This window comes from Mesorhizobium sp. M9A.F.Ca.ET.002.03.1.2 (assembly GCF_003952365.1).
Lineage (GTDB): Bacteria > Pseudomonadota > Alphaproteobacteria > Rhizobiales > Rhizobiaceae > Mesorhizobium.
In genome coordinates this window covers 2,054,564-2,072,816 of sequence record NZ_CP034443.1, presented here as the reverse complement: position 1 = coordinate 2,072,816, position 18,253 = coordinate 2,054,564, and the positions used below count along the sequence as shown (strand labels likewise).

Below are 18,253 nucleotides of genomic sequence, written 5' to 3'. Positions count from 1 at the left end.
TTTGACGGAGACATCATTGATGCCGGATTATGACGTGCTTTGCATCGGTAATGCCATTGTCGACATCATCGCCCAGTGCGACGAGGCATTCCTGGAGACGAACGGCATCATCAAGGGCGCGATGAACCTGATCGACACGAGGCGCGCCGAGCTCCTCTACAGCCGCATGGGCCCGGCCATCGAAGCCTCCGGCGGCAGCGCCGGCAACACGGCGGCGGGCGTCGCCAGCTTCGGCGGTCGCGCCGCCTTCTTCGGCAAGGTCTCGAACGACCCGCTCGGCGAAATCTACGCCCATGACATCCACGCGCAGGGCGTCGCCTTCGACACCAAGCCGCTCAACGGCCAGCCGCCGACGGCGCGCTCGATGATCTTCGTCACGCCGGACGGCGAGCGCTCGATGAACACCTATCTCGGCGCCTGCATCGAGCTCGGCCCGGAGGATGTCGAGGCCGACAAGGCTTCGGGTGCGGCGGTCACCTATTTCGAGGGTTATCTGTGGGACCCGCCGCGCGCCAAGGAGGCGATCCGGCAGACGGCGATGCTCGCGCATGCCTCGGGGCGCGAAGTGTCGATGACGCTGTCGGATTCGTTTTGCGTCGACCGCTACCGCGACGAGTTCCTCGACCTGATGCGCTCGGGCACCGTCGACATCGTCTTTGCCAACACCCACGAGATCAAGTCGCTCTACCAGACCGCCTCCTTCGACGAGGCGCTGGCCCAGATCCGCAAGGACTGCAAGGTCGCCGCCGTCACCCGCTCCGAAATGGGCTCGGTCATCGTGCGCGGCGACGAGACCGTCACCGTCGGCGCGACCAAGATCCGCGAGCTGGTCGACACCACCGGCGCCGGCGACCTTTATGCCGCCGGCTTCCTCTACGGCTACACGCAAGGCCGCAGCCTGAAGGATTGCGGCGATCTCGGCTCGCTGGCGGCCGGATTGGTCATCCAGCAGCTCGGGCCAAGGCCGAGGCAGAATTTGCGCCGCGAGGCCGAGTTGGCGGGGCTGCTGTAGGTGACTCCTTCCTTCTCCCTTGTGGGAGAAGGAAGAGGTCGATCGCTGCCGTAAAAGCGGCAACCGCCGCCATATTCACGATGTCTGAAGCCTGGCGTTGAGCGCGACGATCTGATCCGGCGTGTCGAGGCCGGCATTCTATCGTGTGCTTCACGGGCCGCATCGCCACAGCGGTCAATACCTCCCGCCTGTCCAAAGAAGCCCGCCTGCAAGGGTCCGGCGCACTGCGCGGGCCGCAACAATTGAAACAATTCGGTTGAATTTCGGCATTCGTCCGAAACAGTCCGGAGCGAAAAGCCGCGCCATGGAGCGACCCGACGGGACGGCTCCGTTGAAGACGAAACGCTCCCGGCATCAAGCCGGCCACTCATCTGACCCAATCGCGGCCGAGGCCGCCAACCAACTGAAGGATCCGGAAAATGTCTACTTCCGTAACAGTCGACGGCGTCGATCCCGACGCATTGACGCCGACGCAGTATGAGGCGCTCTATACCGGCGCCGCAGCGCGCGCACATCAGGAAAGATCGGCCGTGCTCGCCAAAGGCGTGGCGCGCCTGACATCGATGTTCAAGATCGAACGCGCCGGTGTCGTCTTGCTGCTGGCCGCGATCGTGGGGGCCATGGCCGTCACGAACGGCGCCCACGCCGAAGGGAGCAACCTCAAGATAAAGCACGGTATTTCACAGGCCGTGAAGCAAGGCCCGGCGACGCCGCATGTTCGCCTCGCCCGCCGCACCGAAACCCTCAGGCCGTCAGGCAAACTGCCGTTTACCGACAAGATCCGCCCCAGGATACAGGCGAAAATCGACTGCGCTGCGATTGGCTGCAAAGCCAAACCGCCGATCCTTAAGCATCAGCGCAAAGGTCTGCCTTGCAAGATCGTCGGATGCAAGCCTGGCAATGGCGGCCATGGCGGCCACCATGGCAATCACCACCACAAGCACGGCTCCTGGGCGTGGGGCGGCGTGACGATCGTCGCTGCCGACCATGGCGGCTGCGGCTATGAGTTCTGGAAATGGAAGACGACCGGCTGGCGCTACTGGCGGCATGCCTATCTGAGCTGCCGCGACTGGGAATGAGCCGTCGCTATGTCAAGTGTCTGGCCTTCCCTCGCATGCGGGGGAAGGTTTTTTGCCTACCGATTGAATGACGGCGGCGAGCCGAACCACCACAGGGCCCATCGGCGCTCGCGCGAAGAAAGTTTGCGGCAAACGGCGTGCCGCCGCCCTGGCATCGGCGATGCGGACCGCTTTCAAGTCCCCGCCGAATACGCCGCGATAGCCGCCATGTTGACGATGTCGCTGTCCTTGGCATTCAGCGAGACGATCTGAACCGGCTTGTTCAGGCCGACCAGCAGCGGGCCGATGACGGTCGAGCCGCCGAGCTCCTGCAGCATCTTGGTCGAGATCGAGGCCGAGTGGAAGGCCGGCATGATCAGCACATTGGCCGGCCCGGTCAGCCGGATGAACGGGTATTGCGCCATGGCACGCGGGTTGAGCGCCACGTCGGCGGCCATCTCGCCGTCATACTCGAAATCGACGCGCCGCTTGTCGAGGATGCGCACCGCTTCCTGGACCCGTTCGGAGCGCTCGCCCTGCGGATGGCCGAAGGTGGAATAGGCGAGCATGGCGAGCCTTGGCTCATAGCCCATGCGGCGGGCAAAGCCGGCCGCTTCCTCGGCGATGTCGGCGATCTGTTCGGCATTCGGCATGTCGTGCACGGCGGTGTCGGCGACGATCACGGTCCGGCCCCGCGCCAGCACGATCGAGGCGCCGATGACGCGGTGGCCGGGTTTGGCGTCGATGACGCGGCGGATGTCGTCGAGCGCCGTCGAATAGTTGCGGGTGACGCCGGTGACGATGCCGTCGGCGTCGCCCAGCGCCACCATGCAGGCGGCGAAGTGGTTGCGGTCGTTGTTGATCAGACGCTGGCAGTCGCGGAACAGGAAGCCCTTGCGCTGCATGCGCTCGTACAGATAGTCGGTGTAGACGCCGTTGCGGCGCGACAGTCTGGCGTTGATGATCTCGAGGCCTTGCCTGTCGAGCTCGATGCCGGCGTTCCTGGCGTTCTCCTTGATGACGTCGTCGCGGCCGAGCAGGATGGCGGTGCCGAGCCGCTGGTTCACGTAGGAGACGGCGGCGCGCATGACCTGCTCCTCCTCGCCCTCGGCGAAGACGATGCGCTTGGGCTGGCGGCGCACGCGGTCGTAGATGCGCTGCAGCGTCGAGGCGATCGGGTCGCGGCGGGCGGAAAGCTCCTGGGCGTAGCGGTCGAGATCGAGGATCGGCTTGCGGGCGACGCCGCTATCCATCGCCGCCTTGGCGACCGCGATCGGAATGGCCGAGATCAGGCGCGGGTCGAACGGCACCGGGATGATGTAGTTGGGGCCGAATTTCGGCCGGTTGCCCTGGTAAGCGGCGGCGACGTCGTCGGGAACGTCCTGGCGCGCGAGTTCGGCGAGCGCGCGCGCCGCGGCGATCTTCATGTCGTCGTTGATGGTGGTGGCCCGCACATCCAGCGCGCCGCGGAAGATGTAAGGAAAACCAAGCACATTGTTGACCTGGTTCGGATAGTCCGAACGCCCCGTGGCCATGATGGCGTCGGTGCGGATCTCCGCCACTTCCTCGGGCGTGATCTCGGGGTCGGGATTGGCCATGGCGAAGATGATCGGCTTCTCAGCCATCGACAGCACCATCTTGGTGGTCAGCGCGCCCTTGGCGGAGAGGCCGAGGAACACGTCGGCGCCGTCCAGCGCCTCGGCCAGCGAGCGCGCCTTGGTCTTGACCGCATGCGCCGACTTCCACTGGTTCATGCCTTCGGTGCGGCCCTGGAAGACGACGCCCTTGGTGTCGCAGAGGATGATGTTTTCGGGCGAAAAACCCATCGCCTTCATCAGCTCGATGCAGGCGATGCCGGCCGCGCCCGCCCCGTTGCAGACCATTTTCGTGGTCTTCATGTCGCGGCCGGTAACTTTGAGCGCGTTGATCAGGCCGGCGGCCGAGATGATGGCGGTGCCATGCTGGTCGTCATGGAAGACCGGTATGTCCATCAGCTCGCGCAGCCGTTGCTCGATGATGAAGCATTCCGGCGCCTTGATGTCTTCCAGGTTGATGCCGCCGAAGGACGGGCCGAGGTAACGCACGCAATTGATGAACTCGTCGGCGTCCTCGGTGTCGATCTCGAGATCGATGGAATCGACATCGGCGAAGCGCTTGAACAGCACCGCCTTGCCTTCCATCACCGGCTTGGCGGCCAGCGCGCCGAGATTGCCGAGGCCGAGGATGGCGGTGCCGTTGGTAATGACGGCGACCATGTTGCCGCGCACCGTGTAGTCGAAGGCGCGGCTGGGATCCTCTGCGATGGCGAGGACGGGAACCGCGACGCCCGGCGAATAGGCAAGGCTGAGGTCGCGCTGCGTCGCCATCGGCTTGGTGGCGACGATCTCCAGCTTGCCCGGCCGGCCCATGACATGGAAATCCAGCGCCTCCTGCGCACTGACGGAGGGGCCGTTGTTTTCGGTTTTCCTGGCCATGATGCTTTCGGTTTCCTCACCCGAGCGGCACCGCTTGAGACGGGTGCGTGCTTTTTTTGAAGCTTCCGGATTAAGGCTACACGCCGCCGCTGTAAACCGCCAAGCGATCCGCAAACGCTCTTCCTGCGCGCCGCGAGATGCCTTCGATCAAGGGCGACCTTGCAACGTGGCGAGCCGGGTAAGTTCCCGGGCCGTCTTCCCCTGCTTTTCAAGTCGCCGGCATTAAACCGCGCGATCACATCTGCTAGCGTGCAGCGCATGGACATGCGCACTGCGAAAGACACCGACGCCCCGGCGGCCATGCCGCCGACACCCGCCGCCGCGAGCGGCGCCACCCCCATGATGGAGCAGTATATCGAGATCAAGGCGGCGAACCCGGATTCGCTGCTGTTCTACCGCATGGGCGATTTCTACGAGCTGTTCTTCGACGACGCCGAGAAGGCGAGCCGGGCGCTCGGCATCGTCTTGACCAAGCGCGGCAAGCACCAGGGCCTCGACATCCCGATGTGCGGGGTACCGGTGCATGCCGCCGACGACTACCTGCAGAAGCTGATCGGACAAGGGTTCCGCGTCGCCGTCTGCGAGCAGATCGAGGATCCGGCCGAGGCGAAGAAGCGCGGCGGCAAATCGGTGGTGCGCCGCGACGTGGTGCGGCTGGTGACGCCCGGCACCATCACCGAGGACAAGTTGCTGGCGCCGTCGGAGTCGAGTTTTCTGATGGCGCTTGGCCGGGTGAAGGGCGGGGCCGAGCACACTTATGCGCTGGCCTGGATCGAGATCTCGACCGGTGCCTTCCGCGTTGCCGAAACCACCGCCGACCGGCTGCTCGCCGATGTCTTTCGCGTCGACCCGCGCGAGCTGATCGTCGCCGAACCGGTGTTCTACGATCCCGAACTGAAACCGGTGTTCGACGTGCTCGGGCGGGTCGCCAATCCGCAGCCGCCGAGCCTGTTCGATTCGGCGTCGGCCGCCGGGCGCATCGCCCGCTTTTTCGAGGTGGCGACGCCGGACAGTTTCGGCACCTTTTCCCGCGCCGAATTGTCGGCGATCTCGGGCGCCATCGCCTATGTCGAAAAGACGCAGAAGGCCGAGCGGCCGCCGCTGTCGCGGCCGGAGCGCGAGGAGCAGGGTTCGACGCTGTTCATCGATCCGGCGACGCGCGCCAATCTGGAGCTACTGCGCACCCTGTCCGGCAGCCGCGAGGGTTCGCTGTTCAAGGCGATCGACCGCACGGTGACCGGCGGCGGCGCGCGGCTGCTCGCCGACCGGCTGATGGCGCCGCTGACCGATCCGGCGGCCATCGGCGCAAGGCTGGATTCGGTGTCGTTCTTCCGCTCCGAGACACAGCTGTGCCAGACGGTGCGGGCGAGCCTGAAGAGCGTCGCCGACATGCCGCGGGCGCTGTCCCGGCTGGCGCTCAACCGTGGCGGCCCGCGCGATCTCGGCGCATTACGCGCCGGGTTCGAGGCAGCCGGCGCCATTGCCGAACTTTTCGAGGCGACCGCCCTTCCGCAAGAACTGGCGGCGGCTTTTGCGGCGATCGAGGCGCTGCCGCGCCCGCTGGCCGCACGTCTGACGCAGGCACTCGGCGACGAGCTGCCGCTGCTCAAGCGCGACGGCGGCTTCGTGCGCAGCGGCTACCACGTTGAGCTCGACGAAATGCGGGCGCTGCGCGACGAGTCGCGAAAAGTGATCGCCGGGCTGGAACGCTCGCTGATCGACGAGACCGGCATCCGTTCGCTGAAAATCCGGCACAACAATGTGCTCGGCTACTACATCGAAGTCACCGCCAACCACCATGCGATCATGACGAGCAGCGATGGGGCGAAGGCGCGCTTCATCCATCGCCAGACCATGGCCAATGCCATGCGCTTCACCACGACCGAACTGGCCGAGCTGGAATCGAAGATCGCCAACGCCGCCGACCGGGCGCTGGCGATCGAGCTTGCCGCCTTCGACAGGCTGACAGCGGAAGCGGTTGGCGAGGCGGACACAATCCGCGCCGGCGCCGAAGCGCTCGCCGTGCTCGACGTGTCGGCGGCACTTGCCCTGCTATCCGAGAGCGAGGCCTGGTGCCGGCCGGTCGTGGACGCGAGCCTCGCCTTTTCAATTTCGGGCGGGCGCCATCCAGTGGTCGAACAGTCGCTGCGGCGTTCGGGCGAAGGACCGTTCGTCGCCAATGATTGCGATCTGTCGCCGGAAGGCGATGCCAAAAACGGCGCGATCTGGCTGCTGACCGGCCCCAATATGGGCGGCAAGTCGACCTTTCTCAGGCAGAACGCGCTGATCGCCATTCTCGCCCAGACCGGTTCCTTCGTGCCGGCGGCATCAGCTCATATCGGCGTCGTCGACCGGTTGTTTTCGCGTGTCGGCGCCTCAGACGATCTGGCGCGGGGTCGCTCGACCTTCATGGTCGAGATGGTCGAGACGGCGGCGATCCTCAACCAGGCCGGCGAACGCGCGCTGGTGATCCTCGACGAGATCGGCCGCGGCACCGCCACCTTCGACGGCCTGTCGATCGCCTGGGCGGCGGTCGAGTATCTGCACGAGAAGAACCGCTGCAGGGCGATCTTCGCCACCCATTTCCACGAAATGACGGCGCTGGCCAGCAAACTCGCTCGACTGCACAACGTCACCATGCGGGTCAAGGAATGGGAGGGCGACGTGGTCTTCCTGCACGAGGTCGGCAAGGGTGCCGCCGACCGCTCCTACGGCGTGCAGGTGGCGCGGCTGGCCGGCCTGCCGGAAGCGGTGGTCGGCCGGGCCAGGGAAGTGCTGCACCAGTTGGAGGCAGGCGAGGTTTCGGGCAAGGCAAACCGGCTGGTCGACGACCTGCCGCTGTTTTCGGTTGCGGTGAGGCGGGAAGCACCGAAGTCGGTGAAGGACGACGCGCTGGGTGTCGCGCTCGGCGCGATCAACCCCGACGAGATGACGCCGAGGGAGGCGCTGGAGGCGCTGTACCGGTTGAAGGGCATGGCGGGGAAGTAGCCGTCACTGGCTGGTCCCTCTTCCATCCGCCGGCATTCCTTCGCGCCCCCCTCTGTCCTGCCGGACAGAGGGGGGCGCGAAGGAATGCGACCTAAGCTCTGAGCCTCGTCCTCAAATCATCTCCAGGCCGCGCTTGCGGGTCGGCGGCGGGAAGGCGCGGTCGATGTCGGCGAAATCTTCCGGGGTGAGCCTGATGTCGAGCGCAGCGACATTCTGGCGGACATGCTCCTGTTTGCCGGCCTTCGGAATGGCGATGACACCTGGCTGCGCCATCACCCAGGCCAGCGCCACCTGCGCCGCCGTGGCATCATGGCGGGCGGCGATGGCTTCGAGCCCGGCGTTGCGCGCCAATACGCCCTGATCGACCGGCGAATAGGCCATCAGCGGAATGCCGCGCTGCCGACTCCAGGGCGCAAGGTCGAATTCGGGGCCGCGCTGGGACAGATTGTAGAGGATCTGGTTGGTCTGGACGCTGTCGCCGGCCGGCAGGCCGACCAGCTCGTCCATCTCATGAGTGTCGAAATTGCTGACGCCCCAGTGGCGGATCTTGCCGGCCTTTTTCAACGCCTCGAAGGCATCGACCGTTTCCGCCAGCGGCACGCTGCCGGGCCAATGCAGCAGATAGAGATCGATGCGGTCGGTGCGCAGATGCCTGAGACTTCTGTCGCAGGCCGCCGGCACGCCGGCGCGCGAGGCGTTGGAAGGCAGCACCTTGGAGACCAGGAACACCTCATCGCGGCGCCCGGCAATGGCATCCGCCACCACCTCCTCGGCACCGCCGCTGGCGTACATTTCGGCGGTGTCGATCAGCGTCATGCCGAGGTCGAGCCCGAGCTTCAGGGCGTTGACCTCATCGGCATGGCGACGGGCGTCCTCGCCCATTTTCCACGTGCCCTGGCCGAGCACGGGAACGGCTTCGCCCGAGGGCAGTGTGGTGGTTCTTATCGTTGACGGCATGGCGTGCTCCAGTCGAGACCCGGATGGCATCACACCCTTCGGGAGAAATCCAGATGAAAGTCCCTGGATTTCCCGTGGACCGCTTGATGTCTACTTCACCGGGTGGGCAGCGAGCCAATCCTGCATCTGCTTGATCTCGGCTTCCTGCGCCGCGATGACCGCCTCGGCCAGCTTGCGCATCTCCGGGTCCTTGCCGTTGGCGAGCTCGATCTTGGCCATGTCGATGGCCGCCTGGTGATGCGGGATCATGCCGCGGGCGAAATCGACATCGGCATTGCCGGAATATTCGATCGCCATCATGTCGGTGTGCATCTTGTCCATCGCCGCCTTGTAGCCGTCGGTCGAGGGGCTATCCATCGCCATCGCGCCCATGTCGTGTTTCATCTCCTGGGCTTGCGACGGAATGCTTTCGAGGAAAACGGCAAGCAGCATTCCCGCCGCCATCAGCAGCAGCACGATCTTCTTGGCCAAGGTCATTCATTGTCTCCTTTTTGAACGAGTTTCTATCTGGGGCATCACTCAGAGTTTCAACGTCCTGAGCCGCAACGCGTTGGAGATAACCGAAACCGACGACAGGCTCATCGCCGCCGCCGCGATCATCGGCGACAGCAGCGTGCCGGTGATCGGATAGAGCACGCCGGCGGCGACCGGCACGCCAAGCACGTTGTAGAGGAAGGCGAAGAACAGGTTCTGGCGGATATTGCGGATCGTCGCCTGGGCGAGCGTGCGGGCCCGCACGATGCCGTTGAGATCGCCCTTGACCAGCGTGATCCCCGCGCTTTCGACCGCGACATCGGCGCCGGTGCCCATGGCGATGCCGACATCGGCGGCGGCCAGTGCCGGCGCGTCGTTGACGCCGTCGCCGGCCATGGCGACGCCAGCGCCCCCGGCGCGCAACGCCTCGACCAGCGCGCTCTTCTGTTCCGGCAGCAGACCGGCACGCACCTCGTCGATGCCGAGTTTGCTCGCGATGGCCTTCGCCGTGCGTTCATTGTCGCCGGTCGCCATGATGATCTTCATTCCGCGGTCGTGCAGCGCCTTGATCGCCTCTGCCGTCGTCGCCTTGACCGGGTCGGCGACGGCGACGATGCCGGCCAGTTTCTTGCCGACGGCGACGAACATCGCGGTCTTGCCCTCGGTCTGCAACGCCTCGGCGCTGGTCGAGATGGAGGCGATATCGATGCCGAGATCGGCCATCATCGCGGCGTTGCCGAGCGCGACCTTCTTGCCCGAAACCGTGCCGGAAACGCCCTTGCCGGTGACCGCCTCGAAATCGCCGGCGTCGGGAATTTTTGCGCCGCGTTCGCGGGCACCTTCGACGATCGCCTCGGCCAGCGGATGTTCCGAGCCCTTTTCCAGGCCGGCGGCAAGTGCCAGGAGATCATCTTCCGGCATGTCTTCGGCCGCGACGACGTCGGTCAATCTCGGCCGGCCTTCGGTCAATGTACCGGTCTTGTCGACGATCAGCGTATCGACCGCGGCAAAGCGTTCGAGTGCCTCCGCGTCCTTGATCAGCACCCCGGCATGCGCGCCGCGCCCCGTGGCGGTCATGATCGACATCGGCGTGGCAAGACCCAGCGCGCAAGGGCACGCGATGATCAGCACCGAGACCGCCGAGACGATGGCAAAGATCAGGCTGGGGTGCGGCCCGAAGATCGCCCAGGCGGTGAACGCGACGATCGCGACCACCACGACGGCCGGGACGAAATAGAAGGAGACGCGGTCGGCCAGGGCCTGGATCGGCGCGCGCGAACGCTGCGCCTTGGCGACGAGCTCGACGATCCGCGCCAGCGTGGTTTCGGCGCCGATCCTCTCGGCGCGCATGATCAGCGAACCGTTCTTGTTGAGCGTGCCGCCGGTTAGCGGATCGCCTTGCGTCTTTTCGACCGGCAGCGGCTCGCCGGTAATCATCGATTCGTCGACGGAAGAGCGGCCTTCCAGCACGATGCCGTCGACCGGCACGGCATCGCCGGGGCGGATGCGCAGGCGATTGCCGGCCTTGACCGTGTCGAGCGGCACGTCGTTTTCGGAACCGTCCTCGCCGATCAGCCGCGCGGTCTTCGGCGCGAGGTCGAGCAGAGCGCGGATCGCCGAGCCGGTTTTTTCACGAGCGCGCAGTTCCAGCACCTGGCCGAGAAAAACCAGCGCCACGATGACGGCGGCCGCCTCGAAATAGACCGGCACCGTGCCCTCATGGCCGCGGAACTGGTGCGGAAATATATCCGGGAACAGCGTGGCGACGACGCTGTAGAGATAGGCGGCACCAACGCCGAGCGAGATCAGCGTCCACATGTTGGGGCTGCGGTTGAGAACCGAATCCCAGCCGCGATGGAAGAAGGGAAATGCCGCCCACAGCACGACCGGGCTGGCCAGCGCCATTTCCAACCAGACCTTCGCCTGCCCGTCGATGAAGGTGCTGAACGTCAGGCCGAGCATCGGCGCCATGGCGAAGATCAGCAATGGCACGGACAGCACGGCACTCACCCAGAAGCGCCTGGTGAAATCGACCAGCTCCGGGTTCGGGCCTTCGTCGCCGGTCGGCACGCCCATCGGCTCCAGCGCCATGCCGCAAATCGGGCAGGCGCCGGGCTTGTCGCGGATGATTTCCGGATGCATCGGGCAGGTGTATTGCGTGCCTTTCGGCATCGCCTGCGGCTCCGGCCGGTCGCCGAGATACTTTGCCGGCTCCGCCTCGAATTTCACCTTGCAACCGGCCGAGCAGAAATAGAAGCCCTGGCCTTCATGCCGGGAAAAGTGCTTCGCCGTGGCGCGGTCGACGCTCATGCCGCAGACAGGGTCGGTCGCCGTAAGGTAGTTTTCCGGCTCAGCCGTGAATTTCGAACGGCAGCGCTCGCTGCAGAAATGATAGAGATGGCCGCCATGCTCGGCGGTCGGCTTGCCGGCGGCCGGATCGACGGTCATGCCGCAGACCGGATCGCGAATGACGGCGTCGGCGACGGATGGGGCAGCTTTCGCCGAGCAGCAGGAACCGTGTGTGTGGGCGTGATGATCGTGGTCGGAATGCGTCATGCGGAATGCCTCTATCTCGATGCTGAGGCGGAGGTAGTGCTTCCAGTAACTGGAAGGTCAAGGGCCAAATTCGATTTTCGTGCCGTAGGCGCGATGCCGAACGGTTCAGGCGGAAAATTCCCGCCGCTACCGCGCCGGCGTGTCCGTCCGCCCCATACCCAGCGCCGCGAAAACGCGCTATAGACGCCGCCGAAACGGCGAGGCCGAACGGCACTTATGGCAAGAATATCCCTGAAGCTCGATGAACTGATCGACGGCGAAGCCTTGCGCCGCGAGATGACGGCGCTGACCGCGGCCACGGCAGGCGACGGCTCCGGCAAGGCCGCGCGCGCCGGCGTTCTCCAGCTTCTCAAGGGCAGGCTGGCCGCCGGCCGCACGATCGTGGAACGCATGCTGATGGACGACGGCAGCGGCACTGCCTGCGCCGCCCGGCTGTCGCACCTCATGGACGAGATCATCCGCGCGCTCTACGATTTCGCCGCCAGCCATGTCTATCGCGTGAAAAACCCGTCATCGGCCGAACGCATGGCCGTCGTTGCGGTCGGCGGCTATGGCCGCGGCACGCTGGCGCCGGGATCCGACATCGACCTCCTGTTCCTGCTGCCTTACAAGCAGACACCATGGGGCGAACAGATCGTCGAATACATGCTCTACATGCTATGGGATCTGGGGCTGAAGGTCGGTCACGCCACCCGCAACATCGACGAATGCCTGCGGCTGTCGCGCACCGACATCACCATCCGCACCTCGATCCTGGAAGCGCGTTTCCTGTGGGGCGAGCAGAAGCTCTATGACGAGCTCCTGCAGCGTTTCGACCACGAGGTGGTGCGCACGACCGGGCCCGAATATGTGCAGGCCAAGCTTGCCGAACGCGACGAGCGCCATGCCAAGGCCGGCGAAAGCCGCTACCTGGTCGAACCCAACGTCAAGGACGGCAAGGGCGGCCTGCGCGACCTGCAGACGCTGTTCTGGATCGGCAAGTATTTCTACCGGGTGCGCACCGGCGAGGAGCTGGTCGACAAGGGTGTCTTCACCGGCACCGAATACCGGGAATTCCAGAAGGCCGAGGATTTCCTGTGGGCGGTGCGCTGCCACATGCATTTCCTCACCGGCAAGGCCGAGGAACGGCTGCATTTCGACATCCAGCGCGAGATCGCCGAACGTCTGGGCTACACCACGCATCCGGGCCTTTCGGCGGTCGAGCGCTTCATGAAGCATTACTTCCTCGTCGCCAAGGATGTCGGGGATCTCACCCGCATCTTCTGCGCGGCGCTCGAGGAAGAGCAGGCCAAGCATGTGCCGGGCTTCAACCGCATCTTCCTCACCTTCTCGCGCCGCAAGCGCAAGCTGGCCGGCACCGGCGACTTCATCATCGACAACCATCGCATCAACATCGCCGACGACCAGGTGTTCGAGCGCGACCCGGTCAATCTCCTGAGGCTGTTCTGGTTCGCCGACAAGCACGGGCTGGAGTTCCACCCCGATGCGCTGAAGCTTCTGACCCGTTCGCTCGGCCTGGTCGGCAAGGCGCTGCGGCGCGACGAGGAAGCCAACCGGCTGTTCCTCGACATTTTAACGTCGGACCGCAACGCCGAGCTCAATCTCAGGCGCATGAACGAAGCGGGACTGCTGGGAAAGCTGATCCCGGACTTCGGCAAGATCGTCGCCATGATGCAGTTCTCGATGTACCACCACTATACGGTGGACGAGCACCTGATCCGCTGCATCGGCGTGCTGGCCGAAATCGAGCGCGGCGACGGCGAGAAAATCCACCCGCTCGCCCACTCACTGATGCCGGGGCTGAAGAAAAGCCGCGAGGCGCTCTATGTCGCGGTGCTTTTGCACGACATCGCCAAGGGGCGGCCGGAGGATCATTCCGAAGCGGGCGCCCGGATCGCGCGGCGCATCTGCCCGCATATGGGACTGTCGGCGGCCGACACCGAAACGGTCGCCTGGCTGGTCGAGAACCATCTCGACATGTCGATGACGGCACAGACCCGCGATCTCAACGACCGCAAGACGATCGAGGATTTTGCCGCCATCGTGCAGTCCGTCGAACGGCTGAAGCTGCTGCTGGTCCTGACCGTCTGCGATATCAGAGGCGTCGGGCCGGGCGTCTGGAACGGCTGGAAGGGGCAGTTGCTGCGCACGCTCTACTACGAGACCGAGTTGCTGTTGACCGGCGGGTTTTCGGAAGTATCGCGCGCCAAGCGGACGGCGGCGGCGCGCGAGCTGCTGGCCGAGGCGCTCACCGACTGGCCGGAAAAGGCCCGCAAGCGCTATGCCGGCAAGCACTACGAGAATTATCTGCTGACGGTCGATCTCGCCGACCAGCTTCGCCACGCCGAATTCATCCGCGAGGCGGATCAAGCAGGCAAGAAGCTCGCCACCATGGTCAAGACCCACCAGTTCGAGGCGGTGACCGAGATCACCGTGCTGGCGCAGGACCATCCCCGGCTGCTTTCGGTCATTGCCGGGGCCTGTGTGGCGGCCGGCGGCAACATCGTCGACGCGCAGATCTTCACCACCTCCGACGGCCGCGCGCTGGACACCATCCTGATCTCGAGGGAATTCGACCTCGACGAAGACGAGCGCCGCCGCGCCGAGCGCGTCGGCCGCCTGATCGAGGACGTGCTGTCGGGCAAGAGCTGGCTTCCGGAGATCATCGAGAAGCGCACCAAGCCCAAGCGCGGCGCCAAGGTCTTCCGCATCCAGCCGCGCGCCGAAATCCGCAACACGCTGTCGAACCGGTTCTCGGTGATCGAGGTCGAGGGGCTGGATCGGCCGGGCCTGCTGTCCGAGATCACCGGAGCGTTGTCCGACCTGTCGCTCGACATCGCGTCGGCGCACATCACCACCTTCGGCGAAAAGGTCATCGACACCTTCTATGTCACCGATCTCACCGGCCAGAAGATCGACAGCCCGACGCGCATCACCGCTATCCACAACAGGCTGATCGCGGCCCTCGAAGGCACCGTGCCCGAGCGCGGCGGCAAGGCCAAGGCCGCCGCCGAGTGAACGCGGTCCTCGATTTGTCCCAATCACCCAGGCAATCTCCACACAAATGAGCCTTGTCAAGAAATTCGCCACGGTCGCTTCCGGCACGCTGATGAGCCGCGCCCTGGGCTTCGCCCGCGAGATGCTGATGGCGGCGGCTCTGGGCACCGGGCCGATCGCCGACGCCTTCAACGCCGCCTTCCAGTTCCCCAACACCTTTCGCCGGCTGTTTGCCGAAGGCGCCTTCAACGCCGCCTTCGTGCCGCTCTTCGCCAAGGAGATCGAGACTCACGGCACCGACGGCGCCAAGCGCTTTTCCGAAGAGGTGTTCGGCGTGCTGTTCACGGCGCTGCTGGCGCTGACCATCGCCATGGAGCTGGCGATGCCGCTGATCGTGCGCTACCTGGTGGCGCCGGGCTTCGCCGACTCGCCGGGCAAGTTCGAGATGACGGTCGGGCTTGCGACCATCATGTTCCCCTACCTGATCTGCATGTCGCTCGGCGCGATGATGGCCGGCATGCTGAATTCGCTGCGCCGCTATTTCGCCGCCGCGGTGGCGCCGGTGTTCCTCAACATCATCCTGATCGCCGTGCTCGCCTATGCCTGGTACCAGGGATCGGACGCGCGCACCGTCGGCTTCGCTCTGGCCTGGGGCGTGCTGGCGGCCGGGCTGGTGCAACTGGCGATCGTCTGGGTGGCGGTGCGCCATGCCGGCATCTCAATCGGCTTTCGCCGGCCAAGGATGACGCCCAACGTCAAGCGCCTGCTGGTGCTGGCGCTGCCGGCGGCGATCACCGGCGGCATCACCCAGATCAACCAGGTGATCGGCACGGCGATCGCCTCGACGCAGGACAGCGCGGTATCGTCGCTCGCCTATGCCGATCGCATCTACCAACTGCCGCTCGGCGTCGTCGGCATCGCCGTCGCCATCGTGCTTCTGCCCGAACTGTCGCGGGCGCTGAAATCAGGCAATCTGATCGAAGCGGCCAATCTGCAGAACCGATCGGTGGAGTTCACCTTGTTCCTGACCCTGCCGGCGGCGGCGGCACTGCTGGTCATGTCCGAGCCGATCGTGCGGCTGGTCTACGAGCGCGGCGCGTTTGCCGCCAACGGCTCGACGCCAAGCGTGGCGGCGATCCTGGCGATCTTTGGCTTGGGCTTGCCGGCCTTCGTGCTGATCAAGGCGTTCACCCCCGGCTATTTCGCCCGCGAGGACACGCGCACGCCGATGATCTTCGCCGCCATCTCGGTGGCGGTGAACATCACCACCGCGCTGACGCTGTTTCCGTCGATGGGCGCGCCGGGCATCGCCGTCGCCTCGGCCGTCGCCGGCTGGGTCAATGCGCTGATGTTGCTCGGCGTGCTGATCCGGCGCGGCCACTGGGGCCGCGACGCGCCGCTCATGAAACGCATCCCACGGCTGGTTCTGTCGGCGGCGGTGATGGGGGCGGCGCTCTACTTTGCCGAGAACTGGTTCGCCGCCCAACTGGCCTCGGGCTCGCCGCTGGCAATCAAGGCGACGACGCTTCTTGCGCTGGTCGCCGGCGGGGCGTTGCTCTACTTCATCGCGGCCTTCGCCACCGGCGGCGCCGATTTCGGCATGATCCGGCGCAATATCAGGCGCAAGGGGACGTCGCTTGCCGGGGAACAGTCTCCAGATCCGTAAGCCGAAGGGCCGAGGACGGGGGCAGCGCGAGCCTGAAGCGATTGCCCTGGGTAGTTTCAACTTGACAGGTGACGGCAGTTATGCTAGGAATTTATTCATGGTGCTGAGTTGCGCCAACGACCCGCCGGCGAGGCGGGTTTTTCATTTCATGCTTCGGCAAACAGGCGTTTTGCCAAGCTGGAGCCCGAAGCCCTCGCGTCTATCCGAGAGCCTCTTGATCCTCTCCTCTCTCTCGTCCATAAGCGCGCCGTCGAAAGACTTTCGCCGCGCGCGAAACGGCCCTCCACAAGCCATGGGGACATCATGACCGCCTTCAAGCCTCTCGTTTTTTCCGGCGTCCAGCCGACCGGCAATCTGCATCTCGGCAACTATCTCGGCGCCATCAAGAAGTTCGTCGCGCTGCAGGAGACCTCCGATTGCATCTACTGCGTCGTCGACCTGCATTCGCTGACCGCGCAGCTCGTGCATGACGATCTCAAGGACCAGACGCGCGCGATCACCGCGGCGTTTCTCGCCTCCGGCATCGACCCGAAGAAGCAGATCGTCTTCAACCAGTCGCGGGTTATGCAGCACGCCGAGCTTGCCTGGATCTTCAACTGCGTGGCCCGCATCGGCTGGATGAACCGGATGACGCAGTTCAAGGACAAGGCCGGCAAGGACCGCGAGAATGCCTCGCTCGGGCTGCTGGCCTATCCGAGCCTGATGGCGGCCGACATCCTCGTCTACCGCGCCACCCACGTGCCGGTCGGCGACGACCAGAAGCAGCATCTGGAGCTGACGCGCGACATCGCGCAGAAATTCAACAACGACTTTTCGGACCGCATCGCCGGCCTTGGCGTCGGTGTCGAGATGAAGGTCGGCGAGGAGACGGTGAACGGCTACTTCCCGCTGACCGAGCCGATCATCGGCGGACCGGCGGCGCGCATCATGAGCTTGCGCGACGGCTCGAAGAAGATGTCGAAGTCGGACCCGTCGGACCTGTCGCGCATCAATTTGACCGACGATGCCGACACGATCTCGAAGAAGATCCGCAAGGCCAAGACCGACCCCGAGGCGTTGCCAGGGGAATTGGACGGCCTTGCCGGCCGGCCCGAGGCGGAAAACCTCGTCGGCATCTATGCGGGCCTGGCCGAGATCTCGAAGGAAGCGGTGCTGAAAGAGTTCGGCGGCCAGCAGTTCTCGGTGTTCAAGCCGGCGCTGGCCGACCTGGCCGTGGAAAGACTGGCGCCGGTCGCCGGCGAGATGCGCCGCATTTCCGACGACCGCGGCTATGTCGACGCGGTGCTCAGGGACGGCGGCGAGCGGGCCGGCGCCTTGGCCGAGGCGACGATGAAGACCGTGCGCGACATTATCGGCCTCCTGCAAGGCTGATTTGCACCGGCATCGCCACACCCGCCGGTCGCTTGCGGCCGGGCTGTGGCGGTGGCAGATTGCGACCGAAACCATCGAGGTAGAATATGGTCTCCAAACGCCTCAGCCGCGAAGCCGGCCATCGCCGCAAGTTCCTGGCGATCATCGACGATACGCCCGAATGCGAGCGGGCCGTCGCCTACGCCTCGAAACGCGCGCAGAGCACCAGCGGCGTGCTGGTGCTGCTCTATGTGATCGAGCCGGACGATTTCCAGCATTGGCTGGGTGTCGAGAAGATTATGCGCGAGGAGGCCAACGCCACGGCGCGGGCGGCGCTCGACGCGTATGCCAACAAGGTGCGGCAGAAGCTCGGCATCGAGCCGGAACTGGTGGTGCGCGAAGGCAAGCCGACGGACGAGATCCACAAACTGATCGAGGAAGACCAGGACATCGCCATCCTCGTGCTGGCGGCCGGCGCCGGCAAGGAGGGGCCGGGGCCGCTGGTCGGCGCCGTTGCCGGCAAGGGCGCCGCCTTCCCCATCCCGGTGACGGTGGTGCCGCAGAACCTGTCGGACGAGGAAATCGACAGCCTCGCCTGAGGTGCATCGGCCATCGGGGGTCCGGCAAAAACATTCCGCCGGCCAGCCATTCCGGCGATGCCTTTTGCTTGAATGTCCCGCCGATAAGGCCTATTTAGAATTATTCCAAACTATCTGCCCGA

11 protein-coding genes are annotated in these 18,253 nt (G+C 65.2%); 7 read left to right on the top strand and 4 right to left on the bottom strand.

All coding sequences use genetic code 11. The features are described from left to right. Positions 1–19 precede the first annotated feature (19 nt). Positions 20–1,012 (top strand): adenosine kinase, encoded by a 993-nt coding sequence (locus tag EJ066_RS10305; protein ID WP_126037333.1) that lies wholly within the window; start codon positions 20–22, stop codon positions 1,010–1,012. Between the two features lie 419 nt (positions 1,013–1,431). Further along, positions 1,432–2,091, top strand: coding sequence for a hypothetical protein (locus tag EJ066_RS10300; RefSeq protein WP_126037331.1), 660 nt, complete (start codon positions 1,432–1,434; stop codon positions 2,089–2,091). Between the two features lie 173 nt (positions 2,092–2,264). Here the strand turns inward: EJ066_RS10300 and EJ066_RS10295 are convergent, their stop codons facing one another. Further along, positions 2,265–4,544 carry an NADP-dependent malic enzyme gene (locus tag EJ066_RS10295; protein WP_126037329.1) on the bottom strand — a complete coding sequence of 760 codons (2,280 nt, stop codon included), beginning with the start codon at positions 4,542–4,544 and terminating at the stop codon, positions 2,265–2,267. Between the two features lie 258 nt (positions 4,545–4,802). On the opposite strand from EJ066_RS10295, the gene mutS reads away from it, so the two are divergent. Beyond that, positions 4,803–7,532, top strand: a complete 2,730-nt coding sequence (mutS, locus tag EJ066_RS10290) for a DNA mismatch repair protein MutS (RefSeq protein ID WP_126037327.1) — start codon at positions 4,803–4,805, stop codon at positions 7,530–7,532. A gap of 111 nt (positions 7,533–7,643) precedes the next feature. On the opposite strand, the gene EJ066_RS10285 is transcribed toward mutS, so the two are convergent. The 3 genes from EJ066_RS10285 to EJ066_RS10275 form a co-directional block, all read right to left on the bottom strand. Beyond that, positions 7,644–8,489 carry an aldo/keto reductase gene (locus tag EJ066_RS10285; protein WP_126037325.1) on the bottom strand — a complete coding sequence of 282 codons (846 nt, stop codon included), beginning with the start codon at positions 8,487–8,489 and terminating at the stop codon, positions 7,644–7,646. A 90-nt stretch (positions 8,490–8,579) separates the two neighbouring features. Then, a complete protein-coding gene (locus tag EJ066_RS10280) occupies positions 8,580–8,966 on the bottom strand; it encodes a DUF305 domain-containing protein (protein ID WP_126037323.1) in 387 nt (128 codons plus the stop codon). Positions 8,967–9,008: 42 nt separating this feature from the next. Continuing rightward, positions 9,009–11,519: a heavy metal translocating P-type ATPase gene (locus tag EJ066_RS10275; protein WP_126037321.1), complete on the bottom strand. Its 2,511-nt coding sequence runs from the start codon at positions 11,517–11,519 to the stop codon at positions 9,009–9,011. A gap of 216 nt (positions 11,520–11,735) precedes the next feature. Between EJ066_RS10275 and EJ066_RS10270 the strand changes: the two genes are divergently transcribed. The 4 genes from EJ066_RS10270 (at position 11,736) to EJ066_RS10255 (ending at position 18,131) form a co-directional block, all read left to right on the top strand. Then, positions 11,736–14,537, top strand: a complete 2,802-nt coding sequence (locus EJ066_RS10270) for a [protein-PII] uridylyltransferase (RefSeq protein WP_126037319.1) — start codon at positions 11,736–11,738, stop codon at positions 14,535–14,537. Between the two features lie 46 nt (positions 14,538–14,583). Continuing rightward, the gene (gene murJ / locus EJ066_RS10265) at positions 14,584–16,182 is read left to right on the top strand and encodes a murein biosynthesis integral membrane protein MurJ (protein WP_126037317.1); all 1,599 of its coding nucleotides are present in this window, start codon (positions 14,584–14,586) and stop codon (positions 16,180–16,182) included. Positions 16,183–16,485: 303 nt separating this feature from the next. Next, on the top strand, positions 16,486–17,553 hold the full coding sequence (trpS, locus tag EJ066_RS10260) for a tryptophan--tRNA ligase (protein WP_126037315.1): 1,068 nt from the start codon (positions 16,486–16,488) through the stop codon (positions 17,551–17,553). Between the two features lie 86 nt (positions 17,554–17,639). Then, entirely contained in the window at positions 17,640–18,131 is a 492-nt protein-coding gene (locus EJ066_RS10255; RefSeq protein ID WP_126037313.1) for a universal stress protein, read from the top strand. Positions 18,132–18,253: the final 122 nt, after the last annotated feature.